This is a genomic window from Polaromonas sp. YR568 (genome assembly GCF_900116715.1).
Lineage (GTDB): Bacteria > Pseudomonadota > Gammaproteobacteria > Burkholderiales > Burkholderiaceae_C > Polaromonas.
Genome location: NZ_FPBM01000015.1, coordinates 37,192 through 55,486, shown reverse-complemented (window position 1 = coordinate 55,486; position 18,295 = coordinate 37,192). Strand labels below are relative to the sequence as shown.

Sequence of the window (18,295 nt, the reverse complement as noted above, 5' to 3'; positions counted from 1 at the left end):
AGCTAGACCCGGACTGCGTGATAGCGCACAACAATCTGCTGTTCATCCATAACTATGTAGCCGACCAGCCCGCCGAGCTTTTGCTCGCCGACGCGCAACGCTTTGGCAACATGGCGGCGCGGCTGGCGCAGCCCTACACCGATTGGCCAAACTCACCTGATCGCGAACGGTGCTTGCGTGTGGGCTTTGTCTCCGGCGACCTGTGCGATCACCCGGTCGGCTATTTTCTGGACGGCGTGCTGGCCGCCCTCTCATCGCAAGCGTCCAGGCGGCTGGAGCTGTTTGGCTACCCCAACCGCAGCTATGACGATGCGACCAGCCAGCGCCTGAAGGCCAACTGCACGGGCTGGCATCCGACAACCTGGCTGTCTGACGAGGCAGTAGCCCAGCGTATCCGGGACGACGGCATCGATATCCTGATTGATCTGTCCGGGCATACGGCGCACAACCGCCTGTCGGTGTTTGCCTGGAAGCCGGCGCCCGTGCAGGTGAGCTGGCTCGGCTATTTCGCGACCACCGGGGTGGCAGCCATCGACTACTTCGTCGCCGATCCCTGGACCCTCCTGCCAGACCAGGAAGCTCATTTCAGTGAGCAAATATGGCGCCTGCCGGAGACCCGTTTGTGCTTTACGCCGCCGGCTGCCGATATCGCCGTCAATGAGCTGCCCGCACTAACAAATGGCTATGTCACTTTCGGGTGCTTCAACAATCTGAGCAAGATGAATGATGCCGTCGTGGCATTGTGGGCGCGGGTTCTCCATGCAGTGCCAGGCAGCCGCCTGTTTCTCAAATACCAGCAACTGGCTGAGGCGTCGGTGCGGCAACGCACTTGCGACCGGTTTGCCATTCATGGCATTGAACCCGGGCGTTTGATCTTTGAAGATTACGGGCCCAGAGCAGACTATCTGGCCGCCTACCGGCATGTGGATATTGCCCTTGATCCATTCCCTTTCCCGGGAGGCACGACCACAGTGGAGGCTCTGTGGATGGGCATTCCCGTGCTGACGCTGGCCGGCCAGAGGTTCCTGTCGCGCCAAGGCGTGGGGCTGCTGATTAATGCAGGTTTGCCCGAGTGGGTCGCCGCCGACGCGAACGACTACGTCGCGCGCGCGGTGTCCCACTGCGCTGATCTGCAGCGCCTGGCTTCGCTGAGAAACGGCTTGCGCCAGCAGGTCCTGGATTCACCCATCTTTGACGCACCGCGCTTTGCACACCACTTCGAGACCGCCCTGCGCAGCATGTGGCATATATGGTGTGCGGCGCAGCCACCTCAAACATAACTCTCGCCGGACAGAGAAAAACCCGATCTTTCTGTATATACACAGCACCCTGCAACGCCCGAAGCGAGCCGGCAAACCGAGAGATCGGAACTATGCAGGTCTGCTTATGTTCCAGGTGCTCCGAAGAAGCTCGTACTGCGCATCCGTCGGCTCAGTCTTGAATGCCAATGCATGAACTGCCAGGCGTTCCTGTTCCGTGCTTAGAAATACCAAAGGGAATCCACCATCCATCAAAATTTTTCCCAACGACTTCGGTGTAAAGCCGGTTTTATGGGCATAAAAATCCTGGCCACTAGTCTGTATTTCAATTTGCAGGCCATACACGACGTCATGTGCCGTGATAGGCCCTGCAGGACTCTGATACAAAACATCGTCCAGTTCAAGCTGCTGTTCACGCATAGCTGCCATTACCTGCTCAATATCAGGAACACGGATTTCAGCGAACCCGGTTTCATTCAAGATATGGTGAAACCCGCGAACTACGTTCAGCCCCTCGTGGCGGTAGTAGTGCTCCAGATTATGTGAGCAATAGACAGCGTCATAGCTACCCCCGGGCAACGTTCTCAACTGGCGCGCATCACATACAAGGTCGGGGGCACCCTTGGGGTCGATGTCGAGCAGGTCATGTTGCCAGCCGTCAAAATGGCTTGAAATCGGGGTTGATTTGCTACCACCCCCAACATTCAAAACACTGTTGACGCCCGGTCTCCTCTTGACAGCGTTCTGCGATTTCGAAGCAGCCAGAACATCTTTAATCAGTGAAAGCAGCATCGTAAAAAGACTCCATTTTTATGAATCTTATCGTGCCGGCCACAGTTCTCTTAAATCATCATCTTCGATGAATTTAGTTTCACCATGATTTTTGCCACTTTTCTCGTGTCAGGACGATGAGTACTTATATTCTTCCGGCTACTTGATGCACACCGAGCGAACCATCTTCAGATCGGTCATGCCCATCAGCACTTTTTCCATGCCATCCATCTTCAGAGTACGCATGCCGCTGCTGACTGCACTGGAGAACAACTCCGCCACCCGGGCACGCTCCTGAATCAGTTTTTTCGCGGCGTCGTCGGCAATCATCAACTCATGCAGGCCAATCCGGCCCTTGTAGCCGGTCTTGCCGCATTTATCGCAACCCACCGCGCGGTACAGGGTAAGTTTGCCGTCTTTGCCGTAGCGGTCCATCCAGTCTTCAAACAGCTTTTGGGATTCACCACCCTCATCCGCCTTCCAGGCGTCGGTGTGGCGCAGTTCTTCGGCGTATTCCTTGATGAAGTCCTTGATCTCCTGCGAGTTCGGCTGATACGCTTCCTTGCAGTCGCACAGCTTCTTGGCCAGACGCTGCGCCAGGATGCCCAGCAGCGCATCGGCGAAGTTGAACGGGTCCATGCCCATGTCCAGCAAGCGCGTGATGGATTCCGGCGCCGAGTTGGTATGCAGGGTTGAGAACACCATGTGGCCCGTCAGCGAAGCCTCGACGCCCATGGCCACTGTTTCCTTGTCACGCGACTCGCCCACCATGATGATGTCCGGATCGGCACGCAGAAAGGCCCGCATGACCAGCGCGAAATCAATGCCTGCTTTGCGGTTGATCTGCACCTGGCGCAGACCCTTTTGGGTAATTTCCACCGGATCCTCGGCCGTCCAGATCTTGGTGTCTGGCGTGTTGAGGAATTTCAGGATGGAATGCAGCGTCGTGGTCTTGCCGGAGCCTGTGGGGCCGCATACATAGAAAAGGCCGTAGGGCTTGGAGACGGTTTTTTCCAGCCGCTCTTTGTTGTGTGCCGTCAGCCCAAGTTTTTCAAGCGGTATCGGTTCACCCGCGGCCAGAATCCGCATGACCACGTCCTCCACGCCACCGGCGGAGGGGATCGTAGCCACCCGCAACTCGATGTCGAGCGGGCCGTATTTTTTGAATTTGATCTTTCCGTCTTGCGGCTTGCGCTTTTCGGAAATATCCAGGTCACACATGATCTTGAGCCGGGTGACCATGGCCTGGCGGAATTGCGCCGGCACTTCAATATAGGGTTGCAGCGTCCCGTCAACACGAAAGCGGATGCCGGTCTTGGCTTTGCCGGGCATGGGCTCAATATGGATATCCGACACCTTCTGGTTGTAAGCGTCGATGATCACCTTGTTGACGAACTTGACCAGTTCATTGTCCGCAGCAGCCGACTCCAGCGAGGAGTCGTCGATGGCGTCGCCCTCCAAAGGAGAGTCCATGTCCGCCAGCAACTGGTCGATGGAGCTGCCGTCTGCACCGGCGCCGAATAGTTGACCCAGGGTTTCTTCAAATTCGGTCTGCGTCGTCACACGGTACGCAAACTTCGTGATCCGGGGGAAGACTTGCGGCACGACCCGCGCACCCCGCACAGCCTCGGGGTCCACGCACATGATCACCAGCCCCTCGGGGCCGTCCTCTAGCGGCATCCAGCCCTGCTGCTCAATAAAGTCCCTTTTGAGCGGGCCATGCAACATTTCAGAGCGGATACGGCCCGGATTGAATGGCTCGTACCCGACCCCGAAAAACTTGGACAGCGACTGGCCGATCTGGGCGGGGCGGATGTGAAAGCTGCCCATCAGGATGTGTTCAACAGACTTGCCCTCTTCGCGGGCCTGCTGAATGCATTGCTGCAATTCATCCTGCGACAGCACGCCCTCGGCAACAAGCCCGTCATACTTGGTGGCCTTGCGGCGCTGAACATCGTCTGTTTTCTGCATACGCTGGCGTATGGCAATGCCGAGCGTCTTGCACAGTTGGCGCGCGCCATCCTCTTCCAGCTTTCCGAAGGGTTGGTCGCTGCGATTGTTGATGACCTGCAGAACACCATACAGGGTGTCCCCATCCATTACTGGGGCCACCAGCATCTGCTTTGTTCTGTAGCCCGACCGCTTGTCGACTTCCTGGAGGAAGCTCAGGGCCGGATGAATCTTCTTGAGGGCGTCAACATCGTAAACATCCGCGATATTGACCATCTGGCGAGCCATTGCCACGTAACCGGCAATGCTTTGCGCGCTGATCGGAAGCTTCAAATCACGACTTGTATTGAGCCCTGTTTTGACTTTGGAGATGATGGAGCTGCGATCGTCATTGACGGCGTAAAGCGTCAGCCGATCCGCGTTGAAAAGTTTGCAGATATCCTGGCTGGCCTCCAGCATGATCTGGTCAATATTTTCGGTTTCGTGAATCCGGTTGGTGACCAGTTGCAGCTGCCGGAAATACAAAGCCTCAAATGTGACGCCCCGCTCTTGCGGGGGAAGCATCTGCGAGTCGAAGAACTCGTCCTCGGGGTCACGTTGCATTACGGCGCTCATAGTTCAAACTCCTGGCCAGCCCTTAACCACCGAATGTCATGCGTTACGTTGGGGCCAAAGGGGCGGGTTTGGTCAAACCGCTGTATTTCGGCCATGATGAGATCGGTTTCTGCGGGTTTGGTGTGGGTGATGTAGATGGGATAATTTTTCCCCCGCTCAATGCAGTCCAGCTCACTGGCCAGTGCATGGGGCGAAAGATGCAGGCTGCGTTTGGCAAGGTCCCGCTCCCGGTTGCTAAAGGCAGTTTCAATCACCAGCATCGCCACGTTCATCTGGTTGATACGGGCCCATAAGGCCGGGTTTTGTTCCGTATCGCCGGTAAATACCCAGCAACCTTTTCCGGTAGCCACTGCGTAACCCGCAGCCGGCACTGTATGCACCGCCGGCAGTACCTCCACATGCTTTCCGGCCAGCAGCAAGGTCTGCCCTACTTCCAGCGGGTGAAAGCTGATAAACGGCGCTGCCGGGGTCGGGATTCTGGAGAAGTCAGGCCAGATCGTGTTGTTGAAGATATGCGCCTTGAGCGCATCGATGGTGCCTTGCAAGGCATGTATCTGGATCGGAACAGTACGTCGCGCGGCAATCGCATCCACCATCAAGGGAAGAGCTGCGACGTGGTCCAGATGCGAATGCGTCAGCAAGACGTGATCAACACCTGCCATTTCATCGAGGGTGAGATCACCCACCCCGGTTCCCGCATCAACCAGCAAGTCATGGTCGAGTAAAAAAGACGTGGTTCGGCAGTCCTTGGCAATGGCTCCCGAGCAGCCTAATACGCGTACTTTCATGAGGTTTTCCGGTTTGCCTTGACTTGGGTTTTACATTATTTGGTTTCAAAATTGGTCGCGCCATCCCACTCCGGATCAAAGGGCAACAGCCTCATGGAGGCTACACGCTCTGCATACAGGCGGTAAAGGAACTTTTTGCCATTTCCCCGCTGTAAGTTGAGCAGCTGCACATCGCACTGGTCCCAATCCTGGCTTCGATAGGCCTTTAACGCCAGGCCCCAAACCTTCAGCTCAGCCGCGTTATCCTTGTCTATCCGGTCTACCGGCGCCAATGGCCAGAAAATGGCGACGGCCTGATCTTTGCCCTTCACACGGACTTTGTCCAGCTCTTGCCATGCAAAGTCGTTGGCGAGCTTGCGGGTAGATTCGCTGACCACGATATCCACCCCATAGGTTTTTGACAGCCCCTCCAGGCGGGAGCCCAGATTCACCGAGTCACCGATGACGGTGTAGCTGCGCCGGATATCCGAGCCCATGTCGCCCACACACATCGTGCCCGTATTGAGGCCGATACCGATACCAATCTCGGGTAAACCCTTGGCCCGATGTTCTTCGTTGATATTGCGGACCGCATTCGACATTTCGAGTGCGGTTTTGACAGCAAGCGCGGCATGGTCGGGCGTATCAACGGGCGCGCCCCAGAACGCCATCACGCAATCGCCCATGTATTTGTCGATCGTGCCGCGGTTTCCGCGTATCAAGTCCGTCAGCCGGCTGAATACGCTGTTGAGCAGCGCCTGGAGCTGGGTCGGCTCCATGGTTTCCGACATTTTGGTGAACCCGCGCATGTCGCAAAACATCACCGTCAGCTCTTTGGTGGTTGCCTTCATGCTGTAACTGTCGGGATCCTTCACCATCTCGTCCACCAACTCGGGGGGGACATAGGTGCCGAAGAGATTCGCCAGCTCGCGCTTGGAACGGCTTTCCACGAAATACCCGTAACTCATGTTCAACGCAAATGCGGTGAGCCCCATCACCAAAGCGCTCGCCAGCGGCAGTACCAGGCCATAGCCGGTATAGAGCCAGAAATTAAGCCCGGCAATCGCACCTATTACCGCCAGACTCACGAGAACCGCCCGGGATGCCGAAAGCAAAGGCAGGGCGAATGCCAGCGTTAAACCCGAAAAAAGCAGGATAACGATCTCAAAACCCACGGCATAGTCGGGCTTGACGAACACCTTGCCGTCCAGAAAGCCGGAAATCACATTGGCATGTGTTTCCACCCCCGGATAGGTTTCCCCAACCGGCGTCACCCGCAAATCGAGCAGGCCAGGAGCGGTGGTGCCAATCAGAACAATCTTGTCTTTGAGGGCGCCAGGCTCAAGACGCTTCGCCAGGATGTCGGCTGCAGAGATGTAACGAAACGAGCCTCCGCTGGCGCCGCCATTGCCGCGGAAGGGCACCAAGGTGGCGACCCGGTCATCGACAGGGATGGCAAGGACTTTGCTGCCTTGTTTGAGCAGAATGCTTTCAAGCCCCTGGTAGTTGCGGGTCAGGAATTTTTCCGGCGGAAAACCGGGTTCAACCTTGGGCAAGCCCGCCAGCATGCGAAACATGGCCAGGGCCAACGATTCGTAATACTGCCCCTTGTATTCGGCCAACAGCGGAATGGAGCGCACCACGCCGTCGCCTTCAGTAATGGAGTTGAAAAAACCGCCCAGGGGAGCCGCCTTCGCCAGCGACTCTATGTTGGATCCATAGCCGTTCCAGCTGGTGAACTTGATGGGCCGCCCACCCAGTGCGTCACGGCCCATGACAGGCGCGGGAAGAGCCCCATTCACCCGCCCATCCCGGTCGCTGGTGAAGTAGTAGCCCATCACTACGGGGCGTTTTTCAATCGCCTTTGCGAAAACTGCGTCGTAATCCAGGCTGCTTTGCAGCTGGTTCACTTTTTCCGTGAATCCGGGTTGATCTTTCAGTTCGGCTTGAGCCAGTTGCTTGAGCCGCTTCAAGCCTGAGCTTTCGTCGGGCTCCGCAAATACCACGTCAAAACCCAGCAATGCCGTCTTCTGGCGATCCTGCAGTTCTTCAACCAGCTCCGCAAGCTTGTTGCGCCCCCAAGGCCAGCGCCCTACCTCGGCTAGGCTTTTTTCATCGATGTCGACAATGACAATCCGCTCATCCAGCGTGCGGGGCATGGTCGTTCGAAGCCGGGCATCGTAGATGATGTCATCCAGCCGCTGTAACACGCCGACACGCAGGACACCGCTGGCGTGCATCAACGCAAACACCAGCGGAATCAGGGTGACAGCGATGCGAGGCCAGTGCCTGGAGAGGAGTCTCATGAGACCTCGGATATGGGGTGCTTACGGTCCACGTCTCTGCGAGACCAGGCAAGCGCCCAGGTCAATGCTGGACGAACTGCATTTGTGTGCCGGCCAGCTCGAGTACGTCGCCATTTTTCAGGACGACCGGCTCGGCACCGATAGGCGCGCCATTGAGAGTCGGTTTTCCGGCTCCCTCCACGTGCGCCACAACGAAGCCCTGAGGCCGTTTCGTGATCGCCGCAACGGCAACACCCGGCTTGCCGATGGTGGTCACCACTTTGACCAGGGCCACTTCCCGCCCGGCGGCGGCGCCGGACATGACCTTGATCGCAGCGGTCAGATTGGCGCCGACTTCAGCAGCAGCTGCCGCCGCAGGCGCACCAGCCGGTGCCGGCGGAACCAGCCCGGCGGAGCCGGCCTTGATCACCATGGTTTTTTCAAACCCCGCAGCCGCGGCCTCGTTGACATACTTGATCTTGTATTTACCGATTTCCACGGTGTCACTGTTTTGCAGCAGCAGCTTTTTGACGGCCTTGCCATTGACATAGGTCCCGTTGGTGCTGTTCAGGTCTTCAAGATAGACCTCATTGCCAGACATTTGCAGGACGGCGTGTTCCCCGCTCACAGCAAGGTTGTCAATGACGATGTCGTTGTAGGGCCTGCGGCCCAGAGAGGTACGGTCCTTCGTCAGTTGGACTTCCTTGATCACAACGCCGTCAATAGAGACGATCATCTTCGGCATGGCCGACTCCTGTCTGTTTTAATGTTTCAGTCACCGCGCTATTTTCCCAGCATTCTGGACAAAAGGCCGCGCTTGGCCGAGTCTTCTTTGGCATAGGCGAGCAATACGGAAATATTATCGCGCCCACCGCCCTCATTCGCCGCCACAATTAATTGCTTGGCTTTTTGTTCCAGCGTCCCGGCGCCTGCCAGGACGGCCGAGATACCTGCATCCGACACCATATCCGAGAGACCGTCCGAGCACATCAGGTAAAGATCGCCGGCCTCCACGCGGTGTTCATTGACCTCAACCAGCACTGTGTCCTCAACGCCCAGGGCACGTGTCACCAGGTTTTTGTTCAGCGACGTCAACGCCTGCTCAGGGGTAATCAGCCCGGCGTCGATTTGCTCCTGCAACAAGGAATGGTCCTTGGTGATTTGCTGAAACTCCTGGCCCCGCAGGCGATAGCAGCGCGAATCGCCGATGTGACCCAGCATCAGGCGGCCATCCTGGAAAACACCCACAACCAGGGTGGTGCCCATCCCCGTGTACTGGGGATTGGAATTGGCCGCGTTGAAAATCGAGTGGTTGGCATTTTCCACGCAGATTTCCAGCGCACGGCGCACTTCCTTGGCGTTGGCATGCCTGCCCGCCTGGGAAAGCCAGCGGCCCATTTCCGATTTGATGAAGGCCGCGGCCATGCCGCTTGCAATTTCACCCGCGTTATAGCCGCCCATGCCGTCAGCCAGGATGCAGAGCCGTGTCGCCGCATCGAAGGCAACCGCATCTTCATTGTTGTCCCGCGTCAACCCTGGGTCGGTATGTGTGCAAATCTCGTAAATCATCTTGTTCGTGTTGTCACTGGGTATCGGTATCGGCGGCAGGCGGCTTGGAGACGATGGTTTTTTCGAACGTCTGCGCCTCGTCGGCTTTCATGACCTGGGTCGCATCATAGGCCGCTGGCTCTTGCGCCTGCGTGCCGGCAGCAGATTGAACCACAGTGGCGTCGAATTGTGCCGCGGGCGCAGCTGCCGGCGGGGCTGCATAGCTGGATACAGGTGCGGCGCCACCCAGGCCGGCAATCACCTCGCGCAGGTCGGCGGCGAACCGGTCGCCGTCCTGGTAGCGCAACTCAGGCTGCTTGGCGAGCGAAAGCGCAACCACCTCGGCCAGGCGCACGGAAAGCTCCTTGCGGACGATGCGGATATCGGGTGCGGCCTCATTCGCGATCTTGTACATGAGCTCAGCCATGGAGTCGCCCCGGAAAGGCAACACGCCTGCCAGCATCTGGAACAACATGACGCCGAGCGAGTACAAATCAGAGCGCCCGTCGACTTTTTTACCGGCAATCTGCTCGGGCGACATGAAGCTGGGCGTGCCCAGCACCAGGCCGGTCTTGGTTTTGCTCGAATCCGTGATGCGGGCGATGCCGAAGTCGGTCACCTTCACCGTATCGCTGTCAATTTCATACATGATGTTGGCCGGTTTGATGTCCCGGTGCACCACATTCTGCTTGTGCGCATAGGCCAGGGCTTCAGCCACCCGGGCAACGATAGACAAAACTTTGGGGATGGGCAAAAGGTGCCCGTCCTTGGTCACATCGGCCAGATCCTTGCCTTTGAGGAACTCCATCGCGATATAGGCCAGATCGTGCTCTTCACCCGCATCGAAGATGGTCACGATATTCTGGTGCTGCAGCCGGCCCGCGGTTTCCGCCTCACGGAAGAAACGCTCGCGGGCATCGTCGAGTTCTTCGCCCTCGAACTCCTGGCTCAGGGCCATGGTTTTGATGGCGACGACACGGCCGATCTTGGGATCCTTGCCGAGATAGACCACGCCCATGGCGCCCTTGCCGAGCTCTTTTTCCACCTGGTAGCGGCCCAGCATGGGTTTTTCGACAGCGCCGCCGTCCAGCAGCATCGTGCCGCCGGGATGCGACCCGCCGCCACCCAGGATGACCGTTTCCGAAAGGTTTTTGGCGCGGTTGAGCTTGGACTGAAGGTCTTTATGGTTCTTGTTATAGGTGGCCATGTACTCGTAAACGGCCTGGGCCTTGTTGAACTGCCGCTTTCGCTCAAAATCCAGCGCCAGGTTGTTCATGTTGTCCATCAGCGCATCGGTGAAGGGCACCCGGCGGAACCGGTCAAACGCCATGTCGAGCTGGCCCTGACCCTGCAGGGCCAGGCCCATCATGCGGTTGGTTTCGGCAGACTCTTCATCCGACTTCAGCTTGCCCGCTTCGGTCATGAGGAAGCGCTTGGTCGTCAGGGCAAGGTGCCCAATTACGAGCAGGGCCGCCGGGAATACCAGCTTGAGCCACGTTGCCGATGCCGACAGCAAACCAAACTCGGCCACCAACAACAAGATAAAGAACACCAGGGTCACGATGGCCGCTTTGCCTGCCGAAAGCCTCGGCAGGCCGGCGATCAGGTAACCCGCCACCAGCAGCAATACACCGAGCGTGGCCCACACACCCCAGCCCGGCTGCACGATGAAATGCTCGCTCAAGATGCTGGAGGTGATGTGTGCAATGGTCTCTGCCGGCGAAAGCCCCGGGCCGGCAGGCGTGGGAAACTGGGTGCCTACGCCCGCGGCGGTAGCGCCGATGATGACAATCTTGTCGGCATATTTGCTGGCCGGAATCTTGCCGGAGATCACGTCATAGAACGAATCAACCGCAAAGGCAGGGCGGCCGTCCTTACCCTTGTAAAACTGCGGCAGCATCAGGGCCGCCTCATCGGTCTTGACCATCAGCTTGCCGATCTGCACGGATTCACCCACATTGAGCTTGATGTCGGCAGGCCCGAGGTTCAGGCTCTTGGCCGCCACCAGGAGGCTCATGGAAGGCACAGCCTTGCCGTAATAGTTAATCAGCAGGGGTTCTTGCCGCACCGCGCCGTCTACATCCTGCAACTGGTTGAGGTGGGCAATGCCCGCCGCTGCCGTACCGATCAGCTCAATGGGCTGCTGGCCGCGGATCGCCGGCAGGGAAAACCCATTGGGCTCATCGACGGCGCTCTTCAGGGCATACGCCGGGAGAGGATTGTCCGGCCGGCCCTGGGGCACGCCCAGCTGGAAAACCGAGGGCACCAGCACATTGCCGGCCTTGGTCATGCTGGCGGCAAGCTTGGCGTCGGTGTCCAGGGCAATTTCGGCTTCGGCGATAACTTTGCCGAGCTGCTCGGGCAGACCGCCCTGCGGGGGCGCCGCCGGATCGGCTACCGGGCCGAGCGCTTCCTTGATTTTGCGGATAAACACCAGGCCGCGGTCTGTCTGGGGCTCGAAGAAGAAGGCCGTGTGCGCGATGGTCTTGGCCTTGGCGGCCGTCAACTGGTCGATCAGCTGGGCGTGCACATCACGCGGCCAGGGCCAGCGACCTATATTGGCAATACTCTGGTCGTCGATCGCAATGATGGCGATGCGCTCGGAGGGCTGGCGCGAGGTGCTCGTGCTGGCAAAGTCGTAATAACGGCGCTCCAGGGTGCCGAAGAAGTCCGTCAGGCCGTGCAGAAACAAGACGGCCAGCACCACCAAAACGCCCACAAACCAGTCGGCTCGCCAGAACTGACTCAATTTTCTAGATGATTTGGCCACTTCCCGTCCCTTGTCCTGATTCGCTGTACATAAGCCTTGGCTGTTTTTTTAATTGCTTTGTATTACCCGTCGCGCGGATTGCCATTTACAGGCGCTCAGCAGCACCCGCCAACTGTTTCGGCAGGTTACAAGTCTCCTGACAATGGACATTAACAGACGGGGTGCGGCTGGACAAGTGACTTTTGCATGGCAGCCGCGCGGACTGTTGCAAATACGTGGTTTTCAGCCGACACGCAGTGATCGCGCTGGCATACCAACATACATCTGGATACAGGCGAAGGGCTCGCCCGCCACCCCCGTGCATTGGCACGGGGGGATTCAGCCTGCAAACCTCAGGCGGCGGAGGAGGTGTTTTTCTGCTGCCGTTTGGCCAGGTAGGTGCCAAGAGCCACCACCAGCACGGCGCCCACAATGCCGCCAACGGTGACCGCATGCTCGTTGATGGCGCCAAACTGAGCCGTCACGGCAGGGTCGGTCAGCAGCATTTCGCCCGCCAGGAAGCCCAGCAGGGCTGCGCCTATGGTGATGATGATGGGGAAGCGCTCCATCACCTTGGTCAGCAGGGTGGCGCCGAAAATGATCAGCGGAATGCTTACCAGCAGACCCAGCACCAGCAGCGGCAGGTTGCCTTTGGCGGCGGCGGCCACCGCAAGCACGTTATCCAGACTCATCACGAGGTCAGCAACCAGGATAGTGCGGATCGCGGCCGCCATGCCGCTGACTTCCTTGCCGTGGTCATCACCTTCCTCTTCGCCCTTTAGCAGGTCCACGCCGATATAGACCAATAACACTGCGCCTATGATTTTCAGGTAAGGCAGGGTCAGCAGCTGGATGGCCACAATGGTCAGCACAATCCGCATCACGATCGCGGCGGCACTGCCCCAGAAAATCGCTTTGGCTTGCTGCTCGGGTTTGAGCGTTCGCGCAGCCATGGCGATCACCACGGCATTGTCACCCGACAGGACAATGTTGGCGATCATGATGGAGCCGAAGGCGCTCCAGAAGAGAGGGGACGCGAAGTCCAGTCCGAAAAACATGTGTTGCTCCTGTTATGAATGAAAAAAGCGCCGGAAAGCGCTTTTTTGTTTTTTGGAGAGTCTAAGCCGCAACGCAGCCACCGCGATCGGTATTACTGCGTATTTGCTTGATCGAGGTCAAGTTTGCTGAAAGTCGCTGCGCGCAGCGCCTTACAGCAGATTCTTGAGCAGCTTGCCCATTTCCGAGGGGTTGCGCGTCACGGTGAAGCCGCAGGCTTCCATGATGGCCAGCTTGGCATCGGCCGTATCGGCGCCACCGGAAATCAGCGCGCCCGCATGGCCCATGCGCTTGCCGGCCGGGGCGGTCACGCCGGCGATAAAGCCAACGATAGGCTTTTTCATGTTGGCCTTGCACCACTGGGCGGCTTCGGCTTCGTCGGGGCCGCCGATCTCGCCGATCATGATGACCGCGTCGGTGTCAGGGTCGTCATTGAAGGCTTTCATCACGTCGATGTGCTTCAGGCCGTTGATCGGATCGCCGCCGATGCCGACGGCGCTGGACTGGCCCAGGCCGATTTCGGTCAATTGCGCCACAGCTTCATAGGTCAGCGTGCCGGAGCGGCTGACCACGCCGATACGGCCCTTGCGGTGGATGTGGCCCGGCATGATGCCGATCTTGATTTCGTCGGGGGTGATGAGACCCGGGCAGTTGGGGCCCAGCAGCAAGGTTTTCTTGCCGCCGGCGGCTTCCTTGGCCTTCATGCGGTTGCGCACTTCCAGCATGTCACGCACGGGGATGCCTTCGGTGATGCAGATGGCCAGGTCCAGGTTGGCTTCAACGGCTTCCCAAATGGCGGCAGCGGCGCCTGCGGGCGGCACGTAGATGACCGACACGGTCGCGCCGGTCGCTTTGGCGGCTTCGGTCACGTTGGCATAAATCGGGATGCCTTCGAAGTCTTCGCCGGCTTTCTTCGGGTTCACGCCGGCAACGAACGCGTTCTTGCCGTTGGCGTAGTCGCGGCACATACGGGTGTGGAACTGGCCCGTCTTGCCCGTGATGCCCTGGGTGATGACTTTGGTGTTTTTGTTGATGTAGATCGACATGCTTGTGTTCTCCTGGGGCTTACTTGACGGCGGCCACGATTTTGGTCGCGGCTTCAGCCATGGTGTCTGCGGCAATGATGGGCAAACCGGAGTCCGCCAGCATTTTCTTGCCCAGGTCTTCGTTGGTGCCCTTCATGCGCACGACCAGCGGAACCGACAGGTTCACGGCCTTGCAGGCGGTGATCACGCCGTCGGCGATGGTGTCGCACTTCATGATGCCGCCGAAGATGTTGACCAGGATGCCTTTGACATCGGGGTTCTTCAGCATGATCTTGAAGGCTTCGGTGACTTTTTCAGCCGTCGCGCCGCCGCCCACGTCCAGGAAGTTGGCCGGCTCGCCGCCGAACAGCTTGATGGTGTCCATGGTCGCCATGGCCAGGCCGGCGCCATTGACCAGGCAGCCGATGTTGCCATCCAGGCTGATGTAAGCCAGGTCGAACTTGCTGGCTTCGACTTCGGCCGGATCTTCTTCGTCCAGGTCGCGGTAGCCGACGATTTCGGGGTGACGGAACAGCGCGTTGGCGTCGAAGTTGAACTTCGCGTCCAGGGCCATGACTTCGCCCTTGCTGTTGCGGTTCAGCGGGTTGATTTCAACCAGCGACGCGTCGGTTTCCATGTAGCACTTGTAGAGCTTTTGCAGGATGTCGACGGTTTGCGCCACGGAGTCGGCGGGCATGCCGATGCCGGAGGCGACTTCCTTGGCCTGGGCGTCGGTCATGCCGACCAGCGGGTCGACAAACACCTTGATGATTTTTTCGGGGTGGGAATGGGCGACTTCTTCGATGTCCATGCCGCCTTCGCTGGAGGCGATGAATGCCACCTTTTGCGATTCGCGGTCGGTCACGGCCGAGACGTAGTATTCCTTCTGGATGTCGGCGCCATCTTCAATATAGAGGCGGCGGACTTTCTGGCCTTCGGGGCCGGTCTGGTGCGTTTTGAGCTGCATGCCGAGGATTTCGCCGGCAATGCGCTTGACGTCTTCGATGGTTTTGGCGACCTTCACGCCGCCGCCCTTGCCGCGGCCGCCCGCGTGGATCTGGGCTTTGACCACCCACACCGGGCCGCCAAGCTTCTGCGCGGCTTCCACCGCCTCCTGCACCGTGAACGCCGGGATGCCGCGCGGCACAGGCACACCAAAATTGCGCAAGATTTCCTTGCCCTGGTACTCGTGAATTTTCATGAAAAACCTTCAGGATTCAGTAAAAGAGGGGGGTGCAACAGGGATTTGGGCAGGGCGATGGGGTGTCGGATAGAGGCCACACCGGCCCAAAAAACCACGTCGGCGGTCACTGCACGCAGCAACTCAGAACTGTATCATGGTGCGACGCACAACTCTTGTGCCGGCCTGACAACCCCAAATGGCCCATAAACAGCCCGCAAAGGCCTGAAATTGGGCCTTGCAAGGCGTTTTCGGACACCCCGTTTCACGGCTGGCGACCCCGGTATTTCGTTATTTCCGCATTTCGTTTTTGTTGTTCGTTCTGTTGTTTGCCCCCTTGTTCGCCCTCTTGTTTGCACCTGGAAGTTTTCATGCCCAAAGTTTTTATTGACGGAGAAGCCGGCACTACAGGCCTGCAAATCCGCGAGCGGCTGCAAGCCATGCCGCACATCGAGCTGGTCAGCATCGCGCCCGAGTTGCGCAAGGATGCAGCCGCCAAGCGCGCCCTCATGGCGCAGGTGGACATGGTGATCCTGTGCCTGCACGACGACGCGGCCCGCGAATCGGTCGCCATGATCGATTCCCTGACCGGCAAAAAGCCCAAAATCATTGACGCCTCCACCGCCCACCGCACCGTGACCGGCTGGGTTTACGGCTTTCCCGAGCTGACCCAGACCCAGCGCGCCGCCGTGGCCGCCGCCGACCGCGTCGGCAACCCCGGCTGCTACGCCACCGGCGCGATTGCGCTGATCCGCCCGCTGGTGGATGCCGGTGTGCTCCCGGCCGACTTCCCTTTGAGCCTTCCAGCCGTGAGCGGTTACTCAGGCGGCGGACGCCAGATGATCGAGGCTTACGAAGCCGGCACCGCGCCACTCTTTGAGCTGTACGGCCTGGGCCTGAAGCACAAGCACCTGCCCGAAATCATGAAATACACCGGCCTCTCACGCCGCCCGGTGTTCATCCCGTCGGTGGGCAATTTCAAGCAGGGCATGCTGGTGCAGTTGCCTTTGCACCTCGATCTGCTGCCCGGCAAGCCGACCGGCGCACAGTTGCACGATGTGCTGGCCAAGCATTACGCCGGCAGCGAATGGGTGACGGTGGAGCCCGCAGGCGACTCCGGCACGCTGGATGCGCTGGCGCTGAACGACACCAACAAGATGGAACTGCGCGTGTTCGCCAACGAAGAGCACCGCCACGCGGTGCTGGTGGCGCGGCTGGACAACCTGGGTAAGGGTGCCTCTGGCGCCGCAGTCCAGAACCTCAAACTGATGCTCGGCTTGTAGCCTTCAGTCCTCGTCCGCTTGCACTACGCGGCGGATTACATCACCGCCGAACCCCCGGGCTGCCAGAAAGCGCATCTGCCTAGCGCGGCCGGCCGCATCAGGCGCGGGGCTTTCAAACTTCTTGCGCCAGATATCCCGGGCGCGTTCCAGTTCGCTGCCTTTCAGGCTGGCCACCGCCCCGGCCACCCGGTCGGCGCTCAGGCCCTTGGTGAGCAGCTCATGCTTGATGCGCGCCGCGCCAAAGCGACCGGCGCGCCGGTTGATCACCGACTCGACCACCCGCGCTTCACTGATGAAGTCCTTGGCCTCCAGGTCGTCCAGCACCTGGGCCAACTGGCCGGGTGTTTCTTCGTGCGGGGCCAGCTTGCGCTCCAGCTCGGCGCGTGAATGTTCGCGCGCCGCGAGGTAACGCAGTGCACGGCCCTTCAGGGAAAGGCCAAAACCCGCACGGGAGGCGGGTTTGACGGGCTTGTGATCTGACGGATTTTCCATGGTCAACAGGCCAGGCCCCACGCAAACTTCAGCTTTTTAATCGCTGCGAGTGCGCGCTCCAACGGGGCTATGGCCTTATTTGGCATTGAAAAGAATCAGGCAGCGGCTTTGGCGGGCTTTTCAGCCTTCTCGGCTTTGTCGGCCTTGGGTGCTTTTTCAGCGGGGGCGGGTTCGCTACCTGCCGCCGCCTGGATCAAGGGAACACCCAGCGATTCGCGCACCTTGTTTTCGATCTCGATGGCGAGTTCGGGGTTTTCTTTCAGGAACTCACGCGAGTTGTCGCGGCCCTGGCCGATTTTTTCGCCGTTGAAGGCATACCAGGCGCCGGCTTTTTCGACGATGTGGCCGGCCACCCCCAGATCCAGCACCTCGCCCAGGCGACTGATGCCTTCGCCGTAGAGGATGTCAAACTCCGCCGTCTTGAACGGCGAGGCCACCTTGTTCTTGACCACCTTGACGCGGGTTTCGTTGCCGATCACGTCTTCGCCCTTCTTGATGGAGCCGATGCGGCGGATATCCAGGCGCACCGAGGCGTAGAACTTCAGCGCGTTGCCGCCGGTGGTGGTTTCGGGCGAGCCGAACATCACGCCGATCTTCATGCGGATCTGGTTGATGAAGATGACCATGCAGTTGGCCTTCTTGATGGTGGCGGTGAGCTTGCGCAGCGCCTGGCTCATCAGCCGGGCCTGCAGGCCGGGCAGCGAGTCGCCCATTTCGCCTTCGAGCTCGGCCTTGGGCGTGAGCGCCGCCACCGAGTCGACCACGATCAGATCGACCGCGCCGGAGCGGGTCAGCGAATCAACGATTTCAAGCGCCTGCTCGCCGGTATCGGGCTGGCTGATCAGCAGGTCTTGCAGGTTCACGCCCAGCTTTTGCGCGTACTGGATGTCCAGTGCGTGCTCGGCGTCCACAAAAGCGCAGGTGCCGCCCAGTTTTTGCATTTCGGCGATGACTTGCAGGGTCAGCGTGGTTTTGCCCGACGATTCCGGGCCGTAGATCTCAACCACACGGCCGCGTGGCAGGCCGCCGACGCCCAAGGCGATGTCCAGGCCCAGGGAGCCGGTGGAAACGACCTGGATGTCTTCAATCACCTCGCCGTCGCCCAGCTTCATGATGGTGCCTTTGCCGAACTGCTTTTCGATCTGGGCCAGGGCGGCCTGCAGGGCCTTGGCCTTTTCGGTGTTCAGGGCGGCGCTTTGTACAGGGTTTTGGGCGGGGTTCAGTTTGCTGGTCAGTTCCATGAAAAACTCCTTGAAAATCAATGATGTAAAACTTGTTGCCTTGAATTTCAGCCTCTGCTTTTATTCACAGCGCT

General features: G+C 59.2%; 13 protein-coding genes and 1 pseudogene. 2 read left to right on the top strand and 12 right to left on the bottom strand.

Annotated features, from left to right (window positions below):
* Positions 1-1,280, top strand: a pseudogene (locus tag BM408_RS21615) (peptide-binding protein); the annotation flags it as partial.
* 90 nt (positions 1,281-1,370) lie between these two features.
* Here BM408_RS21615 and BM408_RS22845 read toward each other — a convergent pair.
* The 10 genes from BM408_RS22845 to sucC form a co-directional block, all read right to left on the bottom strand.
* Positions 1,371-2,051 carry a class I SAM-dependent methyltransferase gene (locus tag BM408_RS22845; RefSeq protein ID WP_139237392.1) on the bottom strand — a complete coding sequence of 227 codons (681 nt, stop codon included), beginning with the start codon at positions 2,049-2,051 and terminating at the stop codon, positions 1,371-1,373.
* A 138-nt stretch (positions 2,052-2,189) separates the two neighbouring features.
* Positions 2,190-4,595, bottom strand: coding sequence for a GspE/PulE family protein (locus BM408_RS21605; RefSeq protein WP_092132679.1), 2,406 nt, complete (start codon positions 4,593-4,595; stop codon positions 2,190-2,192).
* Entirely contained in the window at positions 4,592-5,383 is a 792-nt protein-coding gene (locus BM408_RS21600) for a 3',5'-cyclic-nucleotide phosphodiesterase (RefSeq protein WP_092132678.1), read from the bottom strand. Before BM408_RS21600 ends, BM408_RS21605 begins: the two co-directional genes overlap by 4 nt.
* 35 nt (positions 5,384-5,418) lie before the next feature.
* Positions 5,419-7,668 carry a CHASE2 domain-containing protein gene (locus BM408_RS21595; RefSeq protein ID WP_092132676.1) on the bottom strand — a complete coding sequence of 750 codons (2,250 nt, stop codon included), beginning with the start codon at positions 7,666-7,668 and terminating at the stop codon, positions 5,419-5,421.
* 61 nt (positions 7,669-7,729) lie between these two features.
* On the bottom strand, positions 7,730-8,392 hold the full coding sequence (locus tag BM408_RS21590) for an FHA domain-containing protein (RefSeq protein ID WP_092132674.1): 663 nt from the start codon (positions 8,390-8,392) through the stop codon (positions 7,730-7,732).
* A 38-nt stretch (positions 8,393-8,430) separates the two neighbouring features.
* Positions 8,431-9,216, bottom strand: coding sequence for a Stp1/IreP family PP2C-type Ser/Thr phosphatase (locus BM408_RS21585; protein ID WP_092132673.1), 786 nt, complete (start codon positions 9,214-9,216; stop codon positions 8,431-8,433).
* A 13-nt stretch (positions 9,217-9,229) separates the two neighbouring features.
* Positions 9,230-11,944: a CHASE2 domain-containing serine/threonine-protein kinase gene (locus BM408_RS23245; RefSeq protein WP_305790685.1), complete on the bottom strand. Its 2,715-nt coding sequence runs from the start codon at positions 11,942-11,944 to the stop codon at positions 9,230-9,232.
* Positions 11,945-12,297: 353 nt separating this feature from the next.
* Positions 12,298-13,002 (bottom strand): TerC family protein, encoded by a 705-nt coding sequence (locus tag BM408_RS21575; protein WP_371327039.1) that lies wholly within the window; start codon positions 13,000-13,002, stop codon positions 12,298-12,300.
* Between the two features lie 150 nt (positions 13,003-13,152).
* On the bottom strand, positions 13,153-14,046 hold the full coding sequence (gene sucD / locus BM408_RS21570) for a succinate--CoA ligase subunit alpha (RefSeq protein ID WP_092132670.1): 894 nt from the start codon (positions 14,044-14,046) through the stop codon (positions 13,153-13,155).
* A 19-nt stretch (positions 14,047-14,065) separates the two neighbouring features.
* Positions 14,066-15,226 (bottom strand): ADP-forming succinate--CoA ligase subunit beta, encoded by a 1,161-nt coding sequence (gene sucC, locus BM408_RS21565; protein ID WP_092132668.1) that lies wholly within the window; start codon positions 15,224-15,226, stop codon positions 14,066-14,068.
* Positions 15,227-15,576: 350 nt separating this feature from the next.
* On the opposite strand from sucC, the gene argC reads away from it, so the two are divergent.
* Positions 15,577-16,488, top strand: a complete 912-nt coding sequence (argC, locus tag BM408_RS21560) for an N-acetyl-gamma-glutamyl-phosphate reductase (RefSeq protein WP_092132667.1) — start codon at positions 15,577-15,579, stop codon at positions 16,486-16,488.
* A 3-nt stretch (positions 16,489-16,491) separates the two neighbouring features.
* Here argC and recX read toward each other — a convergent pair whose 3' ends face one another.
* Both recX and recA read right to left on the bottom strand, forming a co-directional pair.
* Positions 16,492-16,980 carry a recombination regulator RecX gene (gene recX / locus BM408_RS21555; protein WP_092132665.1) on the bottom strand — a complete coding sequence of 163 codons (489 nt, stop codon included), beginning with the start codon at positions 16,978-16,980 and terminating at the stop codon, positions 16,492-16,494.
* A gap of 95 nt (positions 16,981-17,075) precedes the next feature.
* Positions 17,076-18,221 (bottom strand): recombinase RecA, encoded by a 1,146-nt coding sequence (gene recA / locus BM408_RS21550; RefSeq protein WP_092132691.1) that lies wholly within the window; start codon positions 18,219-18,221, stop codon positions 17,076-17,078.
* Positions 18,222-18,295 lie beyond the last annotated feature (74 nt).